This is a genomic window from Clostridium sp. 'deep sea', assembly GCF_014931565.1.
Taxonomy (GTDB): Bacteria; Bacillota; UBA994; order PWPR01; family PWPR01.
This window is the reverse complement of record NZ_CP063353.1, coordinates 2790377-2812269: the sequence shown is the minus strand read 5'-3', so window position 1 is coordinate 2812269 and position 21893 is coordinate 2790377. Positions and strand designations below refer to the sequence as shown.

Below are 21893 nucleotides of genomic sequence, written 5' to 3'. Positions count from 1 at the left end.
ATGTAGTTTACTCTGTTTTTATTGCCTCTAAAGCACTTATACGCATTGCTTTAACCGAGGGATATAAACCAGATGCCAGTCCTACAATGGAGGTAAAACCTAATGCTAATAGAATTAGCCAAAATGGGATAACAGAAATAGGAGCTCCTTCTGGTAACTCTCGACCTAATAAACCACTTCCCATAAAGGTATTCATTAATTTAGAAATACCATAACTTGTTCCAATTCCCACAACTCCACCTACCAAACCAATTAAGGCAGATTCCACTAAGAATAAACGACCAATATCGCCAAGTCCTGCTCCTAACACTTTCATAATACCTATTTCTCTGGTTCTTTCATATATAGACATTACCATGGTATTGGCAATCATTAAGGCTGCTACTAACATTGAAATAGCACCAATTCCACCCAAGATCATTCTAATGGTTTTAGTTGACTCTTCCATCTCCTTTAAGTGGGTACTCATACTACGAGTATGTAGCCCTAAAGCTTCTATTTCTTCACAAATCTTGATAGCAGAATCTACATCCTTAGCTCTAATTATAATAGTATCATACTCAATTTCAGATTTAGAATCTCTATCTCTTTGTCTATCATACTCTTTTTTTAGCTTTTTAACCGTTTCAATGTTCATGATAGTTTGTTCTGCAAGTTCACTGTTATTATCTTTAGACAAAATGCCAACAGCCGCTGCCTTATAGATTTTAGGCCTAACAGAATCAGCACTGCTATCTCTACGGCCAGCAAATAAACGTACTTTGTTAGTCATTACATCAATAGGGGGTTCTTCGTCTTCTTGCTCTCCACCTCTACCATAACCATAACCATAACCATAACCACCGTAAGAAATCCTACCCCCAGAGCCTGATCTTTTGGGTTTTTCAAATCTCATAAGGCTTCTTTTAGTAAAGATAATGCCCATTTCATCCTCTTCTGTTAAAAACCTTCCTTGTTCTAACTCAACTCCAAATACGGGTAGGGCATCGGTGTTAAGACCCACCACCCACTCACTAAGTTCATATTTGCCACACATAAATGTAACAGAAGTATTTAAAATAGGAGTGGCAGCCTCAATGCCTTCTATCTCCATAATTTTTTCATACATCTCTTCATCTAGTTTAATATCTCCTTGTTCGCCACCGTAGTTAGCACGGACACGGATGTTATTTAAATCTCCATAACCTTCAACTTGTTTACGGGTTGCGACCTGTATGCCTATACTTAAAGAAATCATTATTACAATGGCTGATGCTCCAATGACAACACCTAACACAGTTAATAGGGTACGCAATTTACGTCTCCATAAATTGCGTATTCCCATTAGTAATATATCTAGTTTATTCATTGAGGGTTAGTTCCTTAATTAGGGCATCTTCTAAAGCGTTATTTTTCTTTTTTCTGCGATAGAAAAACCAAATTACTAACACCAACAAAGCAGCTATTCCAACCCATGTAAGGGGTCTCTTAAACAAAGGCTTTTGCTCCTTGGGTTCTGTTAAATCTGGATTACCTGGCATAGTTGGTTTACCAGGATCTATTGTCATACCAGTGCCACTATTAATATCTCCACCGGGTTCATTAGGGTTTTCAGGAGGTGCTGCTTGTGCTTCTGCTATGAGTTTAAACTCCTGACGTACTTCCATTGCTTCACCAGTAGAATCTTCGAATTGATATAAAATTGTACCACTCACTTCGCCTTCACCAGTAGGCGTAATACCAGTATCAAAGTATTCACTACGACCCGAGTCGAAGTTACCAACATACTTACTTGGGGTATCTACATCTGCATTTTCACTTTCAACTTTAACTAGTAGATTATAAATAGTTGTTCTACCCATATTATAAAACTCTATCTCAAGAGGTAAAAACTCGCCAACCATAATTTTTTCAGGTATTTTGGGAGTATTGGCTTCTAAGCGAGGCTTTTGAATAACCCTAATACCAATTTCCTCAGTTGAAGTGTATTCTTTACCAGCTTTATCTTCGTATTCAAAATTAACAATTACATTATATGTTTTAGGTTGGGCATCATTAACTGCATGAAATAACATTTTACGTTTGGCAGTTGCTTGAGGATTTAACTCATCTATAAATAAAGTATTACTGCTATTAACAGGTGCAAAAATATTACCAGAAGTATTAGACTTTTCGTTTACACCCAAAGAAATTTTAATGTTCCTAACAGTTTTTAACTTACTTGTATTGAAAAAAGCCAATGATAATTCAAACTCAGTACCGGCATTAACAACCTGAGGCTCCGTACCGTATTCTGTGACAATTATTTTAGGCACAGTTTTGCTATCATCATCTTCACTCACATCATCTTTTGCCAAAACAGCAATATATAAGTCTGCTTCTCGTGAGTACTCACGATTAAACTTATCTTTAAATTTAACGGTATAAGATAATTTATGACCACCTGTACTCATTGAATCATCGGCTTTTAGCCTATATGTAAAACTAGTACTTTCTCCACCAGCAATAGATTCTGCTGTTCTGCTACTAGAGTCATTATAAATAGAAAAACCACTTGCAGAGAGTCCATTTAAAATTAGCTCTATCTCTTTAGCCTCTTGAACACCACTATTTTTAACAGTTAAAGTTATGTCAGCAAACTGGCCAGCTTTTACTTTTTGAGGCTCAACCTTCATTGTATCGACGTCTACCTCGGGTAAACCTGGCGTATCAACAACCTTTAAGTAAATTGTTCTTACTCTATCACCACTTTGTCCGTAATAGACTTTATACATGTTTCTATAGGCAAGTTTAAACTGTAAGGCATAAACACCTGGCTTAGTTTTTTCACTAACCCTAAATTTAAAGTCAACTGTTTCGCTTTTATTAGCCACTATGCTAATTAAATCTTTGGTAGTCATCATTTCACATGACTCAAAAGTAGCTCCATCTAATACAGGGGTTATTTTAACCTCTTTAGCTGTATAAATACTATCATTTTTAATTAATAGGCTTAAATTAAACTCTTCACCTATAGTTATTTCAGGTAAATCTTTGTTGCCAATATACAAATTTGGTTCTTTTGATTGAGCATTTACAAAAACAGTATCCGCACTAGCCACTTTAACAAAAAGTGGTGAGACAATTATAGTCAACATTAAAACTAAAATCTTTAAACACCTTAATTTATTGTTCATTATTAACCTCCGACTTATGTGTTATATCAAGTATTTCTCCATCACGCATAGTTACAACGGTGTCCGCATAATCAGCTGTTTCTTTATCATGCGTTACAATAATTAAGGTCTGACCTAGTTTACGGGCCATTCCTGTAATTAGCTCCATTACCTCTATTGATGTTTTTGTATCTAAGTTACCAGTTGGTTCATCAGCAAAAACAATTTTGGGATGACTTACAAATGCTCTAGCAATACTTGTTCTTTGCTGCTGTCCGCCACTCATTTGAGTTGGTAAATGTTTTGCTCTTTCACCTAATCCTACTTTATGTAACATAACTTTTGCTGCTCTTCTTCTCATTCTGGTAGAGTAACCTCTAAATGTTAAAGGCATTGCCACATTCTCCCATGCTGTTAACTGGTTTAATAAATTGTAGGACTGAAAAACAAATCCAATGTTTTCTCTTCTAAACTTAGCTAGTTTACTCTCTCCCATTTTAACAATATTATCTTTATTAAAATAAACAATGTTTCCCCTTGTAGGTTTTTCTAACCCTGCAAGCATGTTTAGTAGAGTAGATTTACCTGAGCCAGATGTACCCACAATGCAGTAGATTCTGTTTTCATGAAACTCAAGGTTTATTCTTTGTAGAGCTATAACTGTTTCTTTACCCATTAAGAATATTTTGCTTACATCGTTTACTGCAATTATTGGTTTACTCATAACACACCTCCTTAAATGAATAGTACTATTTATGCAACTTACAAAAAATGTAAGTGTAGGATGAACCTAATAATTTAAAATTTAGTTTTTCAAACATCCAACTAACGATAATAATTAAATTACTACCTAACTTTGATTATAAATATGAGCAAATTATATTTACCCTCAAGGTAGACTCAAGCAGTTCAAAGTTTGTTCCCAATTCTAAATATTTTTTTGCCAGAATTTTGAAATATTAATATTCTAGTAGCGAAAATGTGTTTAAAAAAAATAAACACCATTTAAATTATATAGGTGTACTACGTCTATTAGTACAGATAAGGTAATATTAAAACCATAACTCTTATTTGTCAATAAGAATTATGGTTTTTAATTAACTATATATGGTATTATGATACAATTATATTCTTGAGTAAAGCAAAATATCAATAGTAGTAGAAATTCTTCATAATTTATTAAGAAAAACGTTAGATAGTTAGTTATTTATATTGGTTGATGGCATCAATAATGTTTAAATTACTGTTACTTACTGGGGCCTGATTCATCTTATTAATATAATCATTTTTATGTTCATTAAGGTCATAAATGTTCATTAACAAAGTATTAGGATTCATATCTTCTTCTTGAAGCACTAAGCTGAAACCCTGATCTTTAAAAGACTGCGCATTTTCAATTTGATCTCCACGGCTTACTTTTTTAGATAAAGGTATTAATAAGTTGGGCAGTTTTAATTGTAATACTTCAAACAAGGTATTGGCACCCGCTCTTGCCACAAGCATATCTGCTATAGCAAAAACATGGGGCATTGCTTCGTTAATATATTCAAATTGAGCATAACCTTTGGTGTTTTCTAGAGAATTATCTAAGTGTCCTTTACCACATAAATGAATAAGCTGAAACTGAGTAAGGAGTTCCGGTAAAATCTCACGAACACAGTCATTTATGGCCTTAGATCCACTACTGCCTCCCATTACCATAATAATTGGTTTATCTTTAGTAAAGCCACATAGTTTTAATCCCGAATCTTGATCTCCATTAAGAATTTCTTGCCTTATGGGAGTACCTGTATAAACAGCATTGTATTTCTTTAAATATTGAGCAGTCTCCGGAAAGGTAGTAAAAATTTTATCGGCATATCTTAAGGCAATTTTGTTAGCTAAGCCTGGTGTTAAATCGGATTCATGTAAAATAATAGGTATTTTTAATTGTTTAGCAGCTATAACAACTGGTACAGGAACAAATCCTCCTTTAGAGAATATCAGCTTTGGCCTTATTCTCTTTAAGATTTTACGAGCTTGTAAAATGCCTCTAGTTACTCTAAAAGGATCAGTAAAATTTTTAAAATCAAAATAGCGCCTTAATTTACCTGTTGAAATTGGATAATAAGGTATATTTAAATCCGTAATTAACTTTCTTTCTATGCCATTGTAACTACCTATGTAGCGGATATCCCAGCCCTTTTTTTGCAGGTCCGAAAACAACGCTATAGCAGGGTTTACATGGCCCGCTGTTCCACCACCTGTAAATACAATTGTTGCCATTGTACTACTCCTTTTTACTGCTCAATTTTTTTACTATTGTTAGTATTTCACTAAAGCTGGTTATTGTAAAGTCTTGACTAGTTATTTCCGAACTTTGACTAAAACCATAGTTACAGAAGATAGTTGGGATATTATTTATATTTCCTGCTTCTATATCGTGAAATCTGTCGCCAACCATAACAGCATCTTTATCTTCCTTTATTATCCGTTTTAGTATTTGGGCTTTAGTTTCATTAGCATACATACTTGCACAATGTAAACCTGTAAACAATGGTCTTAGGTTAAAAGCATCTATAACTGTATGTAAATAAGCCTCATTACAATTACTTAGGGTATATAGTTTGTGACCAGCTGCCTGAAGCTTTGTAAGGCTTTCTTTTACCCCAGGAAACAACTTACCATCACCATTATTAATCATCTGTGCCTCAATTTCACCCATATATACTGAAATTTTATCTTTATCATCATTACTTAATTCTGGCAGAAGCATCTCCCATATTTCAGATATAGGATAGCCTAAAGTATTTAACAAAATACTATCACTAGGAATATCTTTATTATAATGTTTTAAGACCTTTTTAAATGCCGGTAATGCAACTGTACGGGAATTAAAAAGTGTTCCATCTATGTCAAAAACTATTTTCATTGTTTTCTCCTTAATTGTTATATGTTTATTCTATCTTTTTAGGGTAAGCAGGGCAAGCATATTGTTTATTATGTTATAATTTACAGGATAAACTTCATGGAGAGATTAATATGAAAAAGTTAAAATTATATTATACATCGGATGTACATGGCTATGTATTTCCAACTGATTATAGAGATAAACAGTTCAAAAATATGGGATTCTTACAGTTAACAGGTGATTATAAAAAAGACGAAAACACCATAATAATAGATGGTGGTGACACAGTTCAAGGTAGCCCATTTACCACTTTTATTAGCAAACAAAATCTTACAACTCATCCCTATTGTAGCGTGATTAATAATTTCGGTTACGACTATGTAGTTTTGGGTAACCATGATTTTAATTATGGTTATGATTATTTAATGAGCTATTTACAAAACCTTAAGGCAAAAGTGTTAACTGCTAATGTCATTGACAAAAAAGATAATGCTTTAATTTTTCCTTATGATATAAAAACCCTAGATAATGGTCTTAGAGTAGGTATTATCGGTCTTACCACAGATTACATAAATGTATGGGAAAAGCCCGAGAACTTAATTAATTTTGAGATTTTAGATAGCTATGCTACTCTGCAAAAATACTTTAAAAAGGTAAAAGATAATTGTGATATTTTAGTAGCTGTTTATCATGGAGGATTTGAAAATGATTTAGACAACAAACAAAAGTTATCTGATACAAGTGAAAATATTGCCTATAAAATATGTGAGGATTTTGATATTGATATTTTATTAACAGGCCATCAACATATGGCAATTATTGATAGATATGTGTGTAATACTTATATTGCTCAAACCCCTGCTAATGGCACTAAATATGCTGAAATAGACGTCGAATTTAAACATAATAGCATTACTAAAATCGATGGGCAACTTAAAACTGCTACAATAAAACAGGATTATAACGTTAGTAATGAACTAGTTAATTTAGATAAACAAGTACAACAATGGCTAGACAAACCTGTTGGTTATTTAGATACAGCCTTAAAACCGGACAGTCATTTAAGCATGGCTCTTAATGGCACTCTTTTAGCAAACTTCTTTAATCAAGTGCAACTTAAAAACTGCAATGCAGATATTGCGTGTACATCTTTTGCTAACTCTATAAAAGGTTTTAGTAAAGAGGTTACTGTTAGAGATATTGTATCAACATATATTTATCCCAATACCCTTATTGTTAAAGAGGTTTCTGGAAAAATACTAAAGCTTGCTTTAGAGAGGTGTGCTAGTTACTTTGAAAATAATAACGGCGAAATATCTGTCTCTAGTAGATTTTTAAAACCTAAAATAGAGCACTATAATTACGACCATTACGCTAATCTTAACTATGTTTTTGATTTAACTAAAGATGTAGGCAATAGAGTTGTTAGCATAAAATTTAAAAATAAAGAAGTTAAAGAGAATGATGTACTTAAACTAGTAATGAATAACTACCGTTCATCTGGCACAGGGGGATATGACTTTTTTAAGGATTTAAAGGTAGTTGAAGATATTCAAATAGATATGACTGAATTGATTATTAACGAGTTTTTAGAAAATAAAATAGTTATAGTAGATAAAACAAAGTATCTTAAAGTTATAAAATAATTATTGCAAAATATTAAAAGGTTCGCTTTTTGGCGAACCTTTATTTTATCCTCTGGCGAGTTTGTTTCTAATTTTTGATGAGAAATACTCAACAATTAAAACAAAGACTATTAATCCAATTAATAGTGACCCTGCCTTTCTCCATTTATAGCCACTCATTGCAAATAACAATGGAGCTCCTATACCTCCTGCACCAACTAATCCTAATACAGAAGCATTTTTTAAGTTTATTTCTACCCTATATATTGATGTTGAAATAAAATCAGTAGAAAGCTGGCAATATATACCGTATCTTATTTTTTCAAAAGTATTGCATCCTGCTGCATCAAGTGATTCTAATATTCCTCTATCCAAATCTTCTATTGCTTCAATATATAATTTAGCAATCATACCAATAGAGGTTATTGACATTGTCAAAACTCCAGCAAATGGACCAGGGCCAGTCATACGAATAAAAATTAATGCATATACAAACGATGGAAATGTTCTAATTGCTGCAATTGACAAAGCTCCTATTCTACTAATAACCTTTGGAACTATATTGCTTGATGATAAAAATGCCAACGGAATTGCCAAAATTGAACCAATTATTGTTCCTAAAAAAGCTATACACAGTGTCTGAAGTAATAGGTATGGTACTCCTTGGGATGTTAGTGTGAATAAAAACTTTAAATCAGGATTTAAAAATCCTCTTATTATATTTTTAGCTACTATTACTCCATTTTGAGAAATACCCTTATACTCTATAGCAGTATATGACCAATATAAAAGTACTAAAACTGAAAAGACTACTACAATCTTTTTGAAGGTTAACTTTGGCTCTCTCTCGAGAGCTTCTTTAATGTTATATTTCATATTATGCCAACCTCTTTCTAAAAAATCTGCTTAGTCCTTCAATAATTAAAACTGTAATAAAAAGCATAAAAATAACCATACCAGCACTACTATACTCTCTCCAACTTAGTTTTTCATCAAGTAATATACCTATTCCTCCTGCACCTACATACCCCAGTATTGCAGCATGGCGTACATTAATTTCCAAGCTATATAGAGCTATAGATAAATATGTTGGTAAAATTTGTGGCATAATTGCACCTACAAAAGCCTGAACTTTACTAGCTCCTAAAGATTCCATTGCCTCAAATGGCCCCATATCTACTGTCTCTATTTTCTCATACAACATTTTTGCAACAATAGCAAAAGTAAAAATGCCTATTGCCAATGATCCAGCAAAAGTCCCCAAGTCAAAAATATATGTGGCAACTAATGCAATAATAAGTGTTGGAACAGTTCTTATAATACTAAGAAAGAACCTAATTAAACTTAATAGAAATTTATTGCCATTAATATTTGTAGAAGATAAAACAGCAAATGGAATAGCAAAAAAAGATCCAAACATAGACCCTAGTAGTGACATTTTTACAGTATCTAATAGAGGATCCAATACTGTGTTTGTATAACTCCAATCGGGTGGAAACATTTTCTTGATAATAATAAAAAACTGATTAAATTTAGTAAAAACTACCTTAATATCAAACCCTGTAATAACAACAGATACATAAGTAAAAGCAAATAATGCTATTAGAATATAAGGGGCGATAGGTCTAGGTGGAGTTACCTGTTTTTTATTAGATAAAGTAATCTTATCTGGAACAAATATTCTTTTGATAAAACTCATTATCTCATACCCCCATTACGTCATTCTCAGACAATTGCCCACCATAAATCTGCTCAAGCACTTCATCATTTACACCTGAGGCTACACCATCATAAACAATTTCTCCTGCTCTTATACCAATAACCCTATCAGCATACTGTAGGGCTAAATCAACATGATGAATGTTTATTATTATAGTTATATTCATCTCACGGTTAATTTTTTTAAAGTCTCCCATAACCTGCTTTGCTGTAACTGGGTCTAAGGCCGCCACTGGCTCATCTGCTAAAATAATCTCAGGATTTTGGGCTAAGGTTCGTGCAACAGCAACCCGCTGCATTTGTCCCCCAGATAGTTGGTCTGCCCTTATATAGGCTTTCTCTAAAATGCCAACTTTATCTAAGGCGTTTAGAGCTACTATTTTGTCTTGTTTAGAATATAAACCTAAAATAGACTTCCAAAGTGGCATATCTGGCACACGAGAGGCTAGTACATTTTTTATTACTGTAGTTCTGGAAACTAAATTGAAAGACTGAAATACCATGCCAATTTTTCTGCGGAATCTGCGAAGCTCTCTGCCTTTTAAATCATTTACTTCAAAATCATTAACATTAAGAGATCCATCTGTTATATCATGCATTCTATTTATGGTTCTTATTAGAGTAGATTTTCCTGCCCCTGAAAGACCAATTATGGCAATAAACTCCCCCTGCTCTATTTCTAAAGTTACGTCTTTTAAGGCATGTAATCCACCCGGATAAATTTTATTGACCTTATCAAACTTTATCAATTTAACTTCCTCCTAATACCCAATTATCTATTAATATAACTTACACCTATATAAAATACTCATGGTATAAAACACAAATGTCAGAGTATTGAAACAGAACTATTTCAATACTCTAACATTCATGCCGTATGGCATGAGTGTTTAAAATTACTTTATAGATTTTACAAACTCTTGAGCTTGACGATGACTATCATAATCCTCTGATTTTGCTACTTTGTAACCAGAATGACTATAAATTTTAAGAACCTTTGCACCTTCTTCATCTTTAACTATATTTTGAAAAGCTTCTTGTAAAGCAGTTATTAACTCAGGAGTAACTTCTTCATTGGTTTTAGATACAGATACCGTATCATTATATACCTTTTCAGTTACAGCTATAATGCCAGTTTCTTCCCAGATAGATTTCTCACGTCCAAAATCGGATGTCCATTCTTTTATATAATCACGACGTGCATCAGCGTATGCTGTAACAACATCAACTTGACCTGAAGCTAATCTACCCAATTTATCTCCATAAGATTTAATTTGAACTTTATTTGGTATATCAGATACCTTTAAATCGTAATTATTATATAAATAAGCTGCTGGATAAATATACCCTGATGAAGATGATGAATTACTAAGAGCCCAAGATAACTCTTTTAACTCTTCAGCTGTGATAGCTTCACCATCATTAACTTTTTTTAATAAGGCCTGTCCTTTTTCTGAAGGACCTACAATAAATAAACTTCTATAATATGTTACCTGTTCATCTATACCTTCAGTAGGTTTTCCATCATTCCAGTCTTTAGCATTCTCAGAATCTTTATTTAAACCAGCACGAGTAGCTGTTAAAATAACATCTACATCTTCATCATATAGTACATATGTACCTCCAGGTATAAAGCCAACATGTGCTGATCCTGCGCTTAAAGCATCTCCAACTGCCTCGTAGCTTGATCCTACCTGTATATCTACTTCACCTACATTAATATCATGTTTAGCTAATTCATCTTTTAATAATTTTTTTAATGGACCAGTTGCATTAGTAATTGATTCTGGATTCCTAGATGGTACAAATAATACCACTAACTTTTCAATATCAAATTCTTCTGCCTTTGGTGTGCAACCTACAAGTAATGATGATACTAATACTAAAATAATAGCAATGGTAAATAGTTTTTTCATCAACGGTTCCTCCTAAATTTTTGCTTTAATAAGTTAATATAAAAAGCCACTCAAATTATAACATCATTAATTAGGTGTATCAATAAATGTTAGTTTGATATATCTCTATTTTAATAGTAATTGTACTTTTTTTATATAATTTCTTAAAAAATATATAACAAAAGCAAAAATCACGTTAAACTTAACGTGATTTGTAATGTTATATAGTATAATTTATATTATAATTGCCATTGATAAATACAGGTATAACGCTCTCCTACTTTATATAACTGATGGTTAGGTGGCAGTTTTGCTACCCTAATTAGCACTGCTCCTATTTTATCACAGATTTTTCGCGAGGCAATATTGTTGGGATTATTGGTTATTAATAGTTTATTAAAACCTAGCTGTTTTGCTATTTTTTTAATCAATTTACAAGCCTCTGCAGAATAGCTTTTACCTCTAAAGGCTTGATAAATTTGATAGCCAATATGTCCACTATAATATACTTTATGATTAAACCCTACCTTAAAATTAAGTTTACCTATACTATCTCTGCCGTTCAATATTCTTATATCATATAGGTAATTAGTGACATAGTCTTTTTCAGGCACTGCATGTAACATTCGTTTACATACTAGCTCTATATTATTGCCTTTAATATTTTTCATGTTATCATAGTAAATATTAGCAGGGGCTTTAAATAAATCTTGTTTTAATAATGAATAAATACAGCAGTCTCGTAACTGTCCATTTATGATAATATTTTTTCTTAGAATACCCTCGTGTACCATTTCAGCTTTATTAAGTACACAACCAGAAGCAATATTTTCAATATCATGTTTTGCCTGAATTCTATTAACATTAACATCAATAAACATAAAATGGCTTACGGCTTTGAGTGCCTCAGTTGCATAACCTTTATTCCAATATTTTTTGCCTATACAATAAGCAATTTCTACGCAACGAGTAGATTCCCAAATATCTGTAATTAAAATTGTGCCTATTAACTCTTTACTTTTTTTTAAGGATATTACCCAATTATAACAATTCAGTTTTTGATAACATTCCAGCCAATTGCTGATTATGTTTTTGGTATGATTAATTGAGAAATGAGGATTCCATGATAGGTATTTACAAACATCTTCATCTTTAGACCAATTATGAAATACTAATTCTGTATCTGAAATGGTAAATTTTCTTAATATAAGTCGGTCAGTTTCAATTTCCTGTGTTCCTATATGAGTAAGATTCATTTAATCCCTCCCATAGTAAAAAGCAGTAATTACTAAATAGAAAATCGTTTCTCTCACCTTAATATACCAAAAAAATATAAAATATGTCAAAGAGTTCGTTTTTAATGGGCATATCGTTACAAACTAATTTTCTCATCTTATACTTAAGGTTTAAACATGTATTACAAACTATAAATTATATTTGCCATTGATAAATACACTTAAAGCTTTCACCTTGTTTTCTCAACTCATTGTAAACAGGTAATTCAACTACTCTAATAAAATCTGCTCCAATTTTTTCACATACTTTTCTCGAAGCTATGTTTTCCGGATTATTTGTTATTAATAGATTTTTATAGCCATGCTGTTTAGCTAATTCTTTGATTAATAAACAAGCTCGAGTGGCATAACCTTTATTTTGATATTTATCATCAACAAGATACCCAATATGACCACAATAATAAATTCCCTCATTAAATCCTAACCGTAAATGAATAACTCCAACTATGCTGTTTTGCTGAATTACTTTAATGCTAAAAACATAATAAGGAAGATGTTTTTTTGCAGTATTTGCTGGCACATGGTTAGAACAGCGTAGTTCTATTACTGAATCGCTATAAATAGGGGTTTTAATAAACTCTTGTTTAATGTTTTTATTAAACAAATCTTGTTGTAGTATGGAATATATTATTTTATCACTATTATCTTCGGCATATTTTCGAAATAATCCCTCATATTGCATTCCTGCTTTTGACATTACTTTGCCAGAGTTTTTATATAGGGGGTAAAACATGGCCTCAACTCTGTTAAAATTAATATCAAATAGAGCATAGTGTATTACAGCTTTTAAGGCCTCTGTGGTATAACCTTTTCCCCAATAATCCTTACCAATACAATAACCTATTTCACAGCGTTTGGGTGTGTTTTGAATATTCATAATAGAGATTGTTCCTATAGCTTTTTTATAATCTTTAGGAACTATGGCCCATTGGTAAAAGTCGTGTTTTTCATAACACTGAATCCAATCTGTTATAACAGAGGCTGTTACCTCAATAGAGCTATGTACTGGACATGATAAAAATTTAACAACTTCTTTTTCTGTTACCCAATTATTAAATGCGTCTTTTATATCCTGTTTTTTAAACCTACGTATAAATAAATTACCTGTTTCTATAGTTTGAGTACCTATATGGTTAAGCATAGTAACCCTCACCCTCTTTGTTGAACTAATGTTTTATGTAAATTTTCATGATTCTACAAGATATATTTGAGATTGTCAATTTTATTAACAGCTAATTAAACCATAAGGCATCTTCTTTTTACCTAACATAAAAATGACGATTTCCGGGGAAATATTGAATCTTGTGTCGCTAAATCAATTATGTACCTAGAACAGAATAAATCTCAAAATAATAAACGGTAAGTTATAATATATATTTTCATAACTTACCGCTAAAATATTTATTTTATTATTTTTAGTTCCTTAATCTTTCCACATTCTTGATAACCAGCTTTTTTGTAAACCCAATTAGAGATAGGGTTACTTAAGTCGGTAAAAAGAATAGGAGTGAATCCATTGTTCAATATTTTTTGGCTTAGTTCAGCCGTTAAAGCTGTAGCAAAACCTCTGCTCCTTTGCATGGGAGGAGTATAAACATTATTTATTCTACAATGTCTTGGGGATTGATGGGCTAAATTCGCCATACTTACAACCCTTTCATTGCATTGCCAAACATAGAGTTTTTTGGATTCAATTAACCTGGTAGCTGAATTTAATTGGCTATCTCTGGTAACAGTTTTACCGAAACCATCTAAAACAAAACCAACACAAAAATCTACTATAGTTTCTAAATCATCTTTTTTAGCTAAACGCATCTCACCATTAACTTTTTTCAACTCATTAACCTTGGGGCAATAATAAGACATTAAATCCATTTTAGTTTCGTAATTAAAACCACTGCCTTTTTTAAAAAGCTCTGCTAAATAAATAGCATTACTAGGTTCTGCTGTAATAACAGGTATTTCACAATCACTAGTATGTAAGTATAATTGCTTTAGCAATTTTTGTTTTTCTGCTTTAGGTAAACTAGTGTTTAGCCAAACGACCATAGGATGACTTTTGTTCTGTAAAGCTATTAATTTATCTTTTACATATAAAGCTACTGCTAGTTCTCCTTCTAAAATTCTGTGCAGTAAGTTAAATTTAACCTCGTCTTTTAAAAATGGTTGTTGATTTAAATAATTTAGCTCTTTTGTATAAGTGGTTAACATAATTAGCCTCCTCTATAAGACTGTAATTTTTTATAATCTCAATGTCACTAATGTCACTAATGTCGCTAATATCACTAATCATGTCACCACCACCTTTTCCGTATTTTATTGATTATAACACAAATAATACTAAATTTGTTTATAGTAACAAAATAGTTTTATGTATAATAATATATTAAATGTAGGCAATTATTAATTTATTATTTACTTAGTGTTTTTTTACTACCATTTTTAAATACTTCTCGTAACATTCTGTTGAGTAAATCCATTTATTAAAAAACTCTTTTAAAGCTGGCTTTTTACATAGTTTTATAAAGAGGATGATAATATAAATTAATAAAATTTCATTTTAAACCACAATTATAACTATCCTAAAGACTCTTCGTGCCCTTTGTACTATTATTAAAAACTACTATTATTTGATTTATTAAATTTATCAACGTACTATAATCCATTTAAATCTTTCTTATCTAAGACTTAACTTAATATAAACATGCCTTTTTTACTAAAAGCATGTTTATAATTAGTTTACTTAGATCTTTACTTTGTAAAATTAGTATACGTCTCCTTTTAAAGTCTTACTCTTTTGTAACAGGTATCCACAATTCTAAATAAGCAGAATCTGCATTACCACCATATATCTCAAATTCAGGGCCATCTACCTTTATATAAGTTGAGGTAGGCAACCATTCACTGTAAAAGCGCTTATTTAACGAAGAAAAAGCCTCACTTACTTTACTCCATGGTGTCTCCTCCGACCTAAAAATTGCCCAAGTTTGAGCTGGTATTGTCACTTTTTCAAACCCATTTGAATCACTGTTTACACTAACAAAACTGCATATCATATAAGGGTATACGTTTTCGGATACTTTTCGATAATTCATTACAGCATGCACCTTACATAAATCCTGATTTACAAAGCCAGGTAAACTTACAGTACTATTAAATAGCCTCTCATATTCACCATTTTTATGGCTTTGCTGCCATAGCTCTGCTGCCTCTCTTAAATATTCACCTTTACCAGTTGTTGAAACCAGCCCCTCTATACCATAAACCTCAAATGCATCTTTGTGTTCTATTCTGTAATCCATACCTTTTTCTCCTTTTATAGAAATTTGAAAGGATAAACGTGGATAGGCTTTAAGGTTTGCCCCGTCTTTACGTGCTTTACTAGGTGTTACCTTATGTAAAGACTGAAAGGCTCTAGAGAATGATACAGGAGATTCATAGCCATATTTTAAGGCTATATCTATTATTTTAACCTTAGTATTAACAATATCAAATGCTGCTAAGGTTAACCTACGACGCCTTATATAATCAGCTAGTGACACATCGGTTATAAATGAAAACATTCTCTGGAAGTTATAGGACGAGCTACATGCCTTTTGAGCTACAACCTTAAAATCAATATCACTTGTTAAATTGTGTTCAATATACTCTAAGGCATCATTCATTTTATTAATGAAATCCATAAACACCTCTCCTTTCACTTAAATTCTATAAAAGATACGGATATATATCTCAACTAATCTTGTCCAAAACTGTGTGTTTTTATAATTATATCTTACTACAAGTAATAAAAAAACTGGGTTAAAATAATGACCCAGTTTTTTTATTAAAGAGATTGTTATTATTAAAAATCATCGTTTTCAGAGTTTTTTTGCAATTGACGTTTCCAAGCATACATACCTAAAGAGAGGGCAATTACGCCGTATGCAACAAATGCCCTAAAAAACTCTCCTAATTGAGCGTCTCCCATTAGGTTTCTGCCAGCTAATGGAGATAACATAAACAGGGTATGAAATAAAATTGCACCTAAAATACCCTGCCCTACAGTGGCTTTAGTTACAGAGGCACCCCCAATTAGTATTGCCGCGATAGCAAATATCCCTACCTGCCCATGGCTACCGTAGGTATTAAGATTACCTAGGTTTTGCAAAAAAATTATTTGGCCCCAAGAAGCTAAAACAATTGATATAACAATGGCTATTATTCTTGTTTTATTCACATTAATACCAGCAGCAGCAGCTACATGCTGATTCATACCAATTGCCCTAAAATCCTGCCCTAATTTGGTTTTAACTATTATGATATTAAATAGACATAGTATAGCGATAGCAATAAATGTTACAATAGGAACAAACACGGTATTAAGACTAGAGTTACTATTCATTAAAGTATAGCCCCAGACAGCTATTATTATTGCCAATAAGGAATATATAAGAGCCTTAGTAGTAGATATGATTTTACCATGTTTACTATAGTATTTTTGATACACATAAATTAAGCCAATTAGCACACACACAGCAATTCCACCCCAAAAAGCGGTTACGGGAAAAGGTACTTTCCAAACACCATCAAGGGAGTACTTTAGACCACCCGTTAAATCTACCGTATTTTTTATACCATAACCCCTACTTAAAATAAGCTTAGCATTGCTTAATGGTATTACAGAGCCAACTAATATTAATAATGCAAACTGATACACTCCATTGGCAAAAAAACCTAAAATAAGGCTTGTTATCATCTCTTGCCCCTTGGTTCTATTTAATAATTTTCCTATTAAGTAACCAAATAAAAGGGCAAAAGGCAAAGCACATAACAGGCATAACAAAAATCCTGGAAAACCAGGTACTCCAAAATGGGTTACCATTATTACAGCTATTTGACCTGCCATTGCTCCCAGCACAATAGCAAAATTTAAACCCATTCCAGCCAAAACAGGTATTATTAATGCTAATATTAAAAATAAATTTCGGGATAATCTACTTAAAATATCCCGTACATAAAAAGTAACACTCATGCCAGATAGTTTAAAACTAAGCAAACAAATTATTACAAATATAATTGTAACTATTCTATTAAGTAAAAAGGCTTTTAAAGATGTACCAATTTGCTTTTTACTTAATTTATGTTTAATTTCAATCATGACTTAACACTTCCTTTTCGGGCCTGCGTTAAGGCATATAATATTACTCCGTTACTTACAATAATTCTAGTTATTTCAGCTAAATTTCCTTGTGCTATTATTTTGTTAGCCACCGGTAAAGAAACAACTAATAAACCTTGAAACAAAAATGTTCCCAAAATCACATGAGATATTTTTGCTGTTTTAACCGTAGCTCCCCCTATTAAAATAGCTGCAACTGCATGAAAGCCCATATACATGGGAGCCTTGTATAACTGTAAATAAGTAAATGATTGAGCGTAAACTATAATACCAATGGCACCCAAGATAGTAGATATCATAGTGCCTATCAGTCTATTTTTATTAACATTAATACCTGAGGCAGCTGCAAAACGGGGATTTATGCCACTCGCTTTCATAGACATACCAGCTTTACTTCTCAAAAACAACCACATTAAGCCACACAAAATTAAAAAGAATAGTAATAATCCTGTAGGTATCTCTAGCTTACCTAGATTAAAAGATAATAAATTATTTAAGTATTTTCCCATACGTTCTTGAATAGACACCGTAACCCTTAAACCACCACCAATAAACCAAGATGACTCTGGGCTTTTAAAGGGCAAAACTAACCAGCCTATACACATGAAAAATACTGTTGAAAAACCTACATAGGTTGCGATCATCATCTCAGACCCCTTAACTCTGTTAAGCAGAATTCCATATCCCAAGCCTACAATAGCAGCCAGTGGCAAGGCTACTAACATGGCCCCAAATATTGCTACAAAGCCGACTAACTTTAGTTCAATAGCTACTAAAGCACCTACTAGTCCACATACAATGCCTAATGGTAAACCAAAGTTTGGACCAATGCCACATAATATTGCTGGAACCATAGCTAATACTAAAACTCCATTCATTCCTAACCTCACAAGGCTATCACTTAAGAGTCCTATAGGAGAAATCCCTACAGCTAAAGCCACTATTAGGAGTGTGGTCAAGAATAAAACAATAATAATTCGAGCTGTACCAAAACTTTTGAGTAGCTTATTTAGGTATTCCACACTAACTAGCCCCCTTATTATTTAAATAATTATACTCACCAGCCATCATTAAACCAAAGTCAACATCGCTAGCATCGGGGGGTAATATTCCTGCTTTTTTGCCCTTATGCATTATCATAATACGGTCACAAATAGAGCGTAATTCTGCTAACTCACTTGAAGTCATAATTATAGTAATGCCCTGCTCGCGATTAAGCTTAATTAGGGTTTTTAACACTAAGTGTTTTGCACCCACATCTATACCACGTGTTGGCTCTGAAACAAATAATACTGAAGGATTTAAGGTTAGGGCTCTAGCTATACAAACCTTTTGCTGGTTACCTCCACTTAGCCTTTTTACTATTTGATTTATTCCTGTACATCTAATATCTAGGCTACTAACACATTGTGTAGCATGTTTATTTATTTCTTTACTGTTTTTTAGTTTAAACAGCTTGTAATCACGTAAAAAATCTCCGTTTATATGCATTGCTGTCATAATTATATTTTCAGCAATAGAGGTGTTTAATAACAAGCCAACTCCTCTGCGATCTTCACTCACCATAGCTAAACCAGATTTTAAAGCCTTGTATGGATCATTAAGATTTAGGGGGTTACCTCTAAAAAATACCTTTCCTTTAGCAGGATATAACCCCATAATTCCATTGGCAATACCCATTTTTCCTTGCCCACCTAAACCACCAATACCAAGGATTTCTCCTTGTTTTATCTCTATATCTATACCCCTTACCATTTCACCAGGCATCTTTACTCTTAAATTTTTAATAGATAAAACACTTTGTATATCTTCGTTCACTTCTCGACGTTCTACTACTCTAGTAACCTCTCTGCCAACCATTAACTTGGCTAATTCAGCTACGTTTGTCTCTTGTTTATTTAAGCTGGCCACTAATTCTCCATCTCGCAGTATTGTTATTTGATTTGCAACCTCTATTACCTCATCTAAACGATGAGTAATAAATAAAATTGAAATACCTTTTTGGGCTATCTGTTTCATTGTTTTTAACAAACCCCGAGCCTCTTCTTCTGTTAAAACTGCGGTGGGTTCATCAAAAACTAGTAACTTTATTCCTGTTTTATCGAGTTCACGAGCAATTTCAATAAACTGCTTATAACCAACTGGCATACCTTGAACTGGTAGCCACTCGTCAATACCTAACCCTACCGTGTCAAGTGACAAACGGGCATCTTTTTTCATTTTTTTCTTGTTTAGTGATTTTAGTCTGTTAGGTAGTAGCTTATTTAAAAACTTATTGCTTAGGTCTTCTCTATTAAGCTTAATATTTTCTGTCACTGTAAAACCCGGTAATAACATAAACTCTTGGTGTACCATGCCAATGCCCAAAGTCATTGCATCAGCTGGAGTCATGATGCGCTGTGTTTTACCATTAAAGATTATTTCACCTTCATAACCTCCAGTGGTATGAATAACATCCATACCAAACAAAATATTCATTAGAGTTGATTTACCAGCACCATTTTCGCCTAAAAGGGCATGTATTTCTCCCTCTTTAACAGATATATTTATGTTATTAAGTACCCTGGTACCACTATATACCTTACCTATTGCTTTTAATTTTAAAAGGTAATTATCCAAGTTATATCCCCCCTTTAGTAGCACCCATAAACAAAATTACTGTTTATTTAACTAGCTTTAGTACCCAAGTATAAAGGCTACTCAAACTCTAAAAGAATTTGAGTAGCTTTGCCAATGTTTATAATAGAGTTACTATTTAAATTTCTCTATTCTTTTTGTGTACCAAATGTGTAATAATCAAGGTGTAACATTAGGTAATTATCTAATGGTTGATCTGTAATAGTGCTTACCCACTTATTTAGGCTAATACTAACACCAGATATTTCTTCAAATAATGCTTTTATTTTTTCAACATCTAGCTTACCATCGGTTTTGCCTTCGCAGTACTGAATGCCATACTCTACTCCAACTTCGGTCGACAACATGCTTACAGGTACCGGCCAAGTAGCAACCCTACCATCTGCTTGTGTTCCTTTTAATGTATTATCAATCTCCGATAATAGCCATTTAACATCGCCTTTTTTATCGTCAGGTATTTTAATACCTAAAGCACCTGGTAAGGCATGGTAAGGAGATGGACAACATTGCACTGGGAAAATGGCACCATAAGCTACAGATTGTTTTATCATGGGCTCCATCATGGCACAGTTTGTGCCAAAGAAGGCTGTATCTTTACCATATTGTTCAACTTTACGTGGAATATCTTCCATAATAAATTGCTGAGTTCCTGATGTACCCGCATCACTAGTTGGGTCAGGAGCATCAGACTCAATAAACTCAATACCTAAATTTTCAGCTGTTTCTTTAAATATTGCTAACCGCTTAACAATAGATTCATAAGATAAATGACGTGCAAATGAATAATGTACAAACTTTTTTGCTCCCATTTTATGAGCCTGCTCTATTATTGAAGTTCCGCGTTTTATAGTGTCTGTTGTTAAAATGATATCTGCTTTGGATGAAATTACATCTGGATCTTCAGCAGCATGGGCTAAAATAAATAGCATGTCTGGTCTTATTTCTCGAACTCTGTCAATAGCAGCTGCTGCACCAAGAACACCCTGATTCATAATAATGACTTTTACCTTTTCATCCATTGCCATGGCAACCATATTAGATATTGTGGTTTCTTGTTCAGTATTAAAGTTATCGGGAAAAGTAGTGGTAATAATCATATCACCATATTTTTCTTTCATTTTTTCAGCTGATCTATATTCCTCTTCATTTTGAGATACCGTACCAGTCATAATACCAATTTTATAGGCTGGTTCTTCATCTCCGTCATCAACAACAGGGGCTGGCTCAACAGCTTTGTTACACCCAGTAAAAACAAGCATTAAAACTAATAGTGGTATAAAAATAAACAGTCTTTTTTGCATATACTTTCTCCTTATATTAATAGCCTCAATCGACAGCAACCAAAATGTATCTTGAATCACCCCTTAATATAATTTTTTTGTGGTTAAAAATTTAACTAACCTAAATAACATCATTATTTTTATTTTTAAAATAAGTATGTACATGCTAAGGTATATAGAACTTAGTCAACAGATAATAAGTATGTTTATTTTGTTTACAAATTAGTGAAGTATTTTGGGCTTAGATATGGACTTTA

At 32.6% G+C, this 21893-nt stretch carries 18 protein-coding genes; 1 reads left to right on the top strand and 17 read right to left on the bottom strand.

The window, feature by feature from the left end:
* Positions 1-7: 7 nt before the first annotated feature.
* The 5 genes from IMX26_RS12985 to IMX26_RS12965 all read right to left on the bottom strand — a co-directional run bounded on the left by IMX26_RS12985 (position 8) and on the right by IMX26_RS12965 (position 6045).
* Positions 8-1348, bottom strand: a complete 1341-nt coding sequence (locus IMX26_RS12985) for an ABC transporter permease (RefSeq protein ID WP_195158817.1) — start codon at positions 1346-1348, stop codon at positions 8-10.
* Positions 1341-3155 carry an LPXTG cell wall anchor domain-containing protein gene (locus IMX26_RS12980; RefSeq protein WP_195158816.1) on the bottom strand — a complete coding sequence of 605 codons (1815 nt, stop codon included), beginning with the start codon at positions 3153-3155 and terminating at the stop codon, positions 1341-1343. The genes IMX26_RS12985 and IMX26_RS12980 overlap by 8 nt, the downstream gene beginning before the upstream one ends.
* Positions 3145-3858 carry an ABC transporter ATP-binding protein gene (locus IMX26_RS12975; RefSeq protein ID WP_195158815.1) on the bottom strand — a complete coding sequence of 238 codons (714 nt, stop codon included), beginning with the start codon at positions 3856-3858 and terminating at the stop codon, positions 3145-3147. The genes IMX26_RS12980 and IMX26_RS12975 overlap by 11 nt, the downstream gene beginning before the upstream one ends.
* Before the next feature lie 479 nt (positions 3859-4337).
* Positions 4338-5399 carry an undecaprenyldiphospho-muramoylpentapeptide beta-N-acetylglucosaminyltransferase gene (locus tag IMX26_RS12970; protein WP_195158814.1) on the bottom strand — a complete coding sequence of 354 codons (1062 nt, stop codon included), beginning with the start codon at positions 5397-5399 and terminating at the stop codon, positions 4338-4340.
* Between the two features lie 4 nt (positions 5400-5403).
* On the bottom strand, positions 5404-6045 hold the full coding sequence (locus tag IMX26_RS12965) for an HAD family hydrolase (RefSeq protein ID WP_195158813.1): 642 nt from the start codon (positions 6043-6045) through the stop codon (positions 5404-5406).
* Between the two features lie 110 nt (positions 6046-6155).
* On the opposite strand from IMX26_RS12965, the gene IMX26_RS12960 reads away from it, so the two are divergent.
* Positions 6156-7670 (top strand): bifunctional UDP-sugar hydrolase/5'-nucleotidase, encoded by a 1515-nt coding sequence (locus IMX26_RS12960; protein WP_195158812.1) that lies wholly within the window; start codon positions 6156-6158, stop codon positions 7668-7670.
* Between the two features lie 45 nt (positions 7671-7715).
* Here the strand turns inward: IMX26_RS12960 and phnE (IMX26_RS12955) are convergent, their stop codons facing one another.
* The 12 genes from phnE (IMX26_RS12955) to IMX26_RS12900 form a co-directional block, all read right to left on the bottom strand.
* Positions 7716-8525 carry a phosphonate ABC transporter, permease protein PhnE gene (gene phnE / locus IMX26_RS12955; protein ID WP_195158811.1) on the bottom strand — a complete coding sequence of 270 codons (810 nt, stop codon included), beginning with the start codon at positions 8523-8525 and terminating at the stop codon, positions 7716-7718.
* Between the two features lies 1 nt (position 8526).
* Entirely contained in the window at positions 8527-9348 is an 822-nt protein-coding gene (gene phnE / locus IMX26_RS12950) for a phosphonate ABC transporter, permease protein PhnE (RefSeq protein ID WP_195158810.1), read from the bottom strand.
* A gap of 4 nt (positions 9349-9352) precedes the next feature.
* Positions 9353-10117, bottom strand: a complete 765-nt coding sequence (gene phnC / locus IMX26_RS12945) for a phosphonate ABC transporter ATP-binding protein (RefSeq protein WP_195158809.1) — start codon at positions 10115-10117, stop codon at positions 9353-9355.
* A gap of 147 nt (positions 10118-10264) precedes the next feature.
* Complete coding sequence (locus IMX26_RS12940) at positions 10265-11284, bottom strand: PhnD/SsuA/transferrin family substrate-binding protein (protein ID WP_195158808.1); 1020 nt, start codon at positions 11282-11284, stop codon at positions 10265-10267.
* A gap of 218 nt (positions 11285-11502) precedes the next feature.
* Positions 11503-12519 carry a GNAT family N-acetyltransferase gene (locus IMX26_RS12935; RefSeq protein ID WP_195158807.1) on the bottom strand — a complete coding sequence of 339 codons (1017 nt, stop codon included), beginning with the start codon at positions 12517-12519 and terminating at the stop codon, positions 11503-11505.
* Between the two features lie 175 nt (positions 12520-12694).
* Entirely contained in the window at positions 12695-13699 is a 1005-nt protein-coding gene (locus IMX26_RS12930) for a GNAT family N-acetyltransferase (protein ID WP_195158806.1), read from the bottom strand.
* Between the two features lie 260 nt (positions 13700-13959).
* Positions 13960-14769, bottom strand: a complete 810-nt coding sequence (locus tag IMX26_RS12925; protein WP_195158805.1) for a GNAT family N-acetyltransferase — start codon at positions 14767-14769, stop codon at positions 13960-13962.
* Positions 14770-15347: 578 nt separating this feature from the next.
* The gene (locus tag IMX26_RS12920) at positions 15348-16241 is read right to left on the bottom strand and encodes an AraC family transcriptional regulator (protein WP_195158804.1); all 894 of its coding nucleotides are present in this window, start codon (positions 16239-16241) and stop codon (positions 15348-15350) included.
* A gap of 161 nt (positions 16242-16402) precedes the next feature.
* Positions 16403-17698: an ABC transporter permease gene (locus tag IMX26_RS12915; RefSeq protein ID WP_195158803.1), complete on the bottom strand. Its 1296-nt coding sequence runs from the start codon at positions 17696-17698 to the stop codon at positions 16403-16405.
* A complete protein-coding gene (locus IMX26_RS12910; RefSeq protein ID WP_195158802.1) occupies positions 17695-18741 on the bottom strand; it encodes an ABC transporter permease in 1047 nt (348 codons plus the stop codon). The genes IMX26_RS12915 and IMX26_RS12910 overlap by 4 nt, the downstream gene beginning before the upstream one ends.
* Before the next feature lies 1 nt (position 18742).
* The gene (locus tag IMX26_RS12905) at positions 18743-20338 is read right to left on the bottom strand and encodes a sugar ABC transporter ATP-binding protein (RefSeq protein WP_195158801.1); all 1596 of its coding nucleotides are present in this window, start codon (positions 20336-20338) and stop codon (positions 18743-18745) included.
* Between the two features lie 146 nt (positions 20339-20484).
* Positions 20485-21657, bottom strand: coding sequence for a DUF3798 domain-containing protein (locus IMX26_RS12900; protein ID WP_195158800.1), 1173 nt, complete (start codon positions 21655-21657; stop codon positions 20485-20487).
* Positions 21658-21893 lie beyond the last annotated feature (236 nt).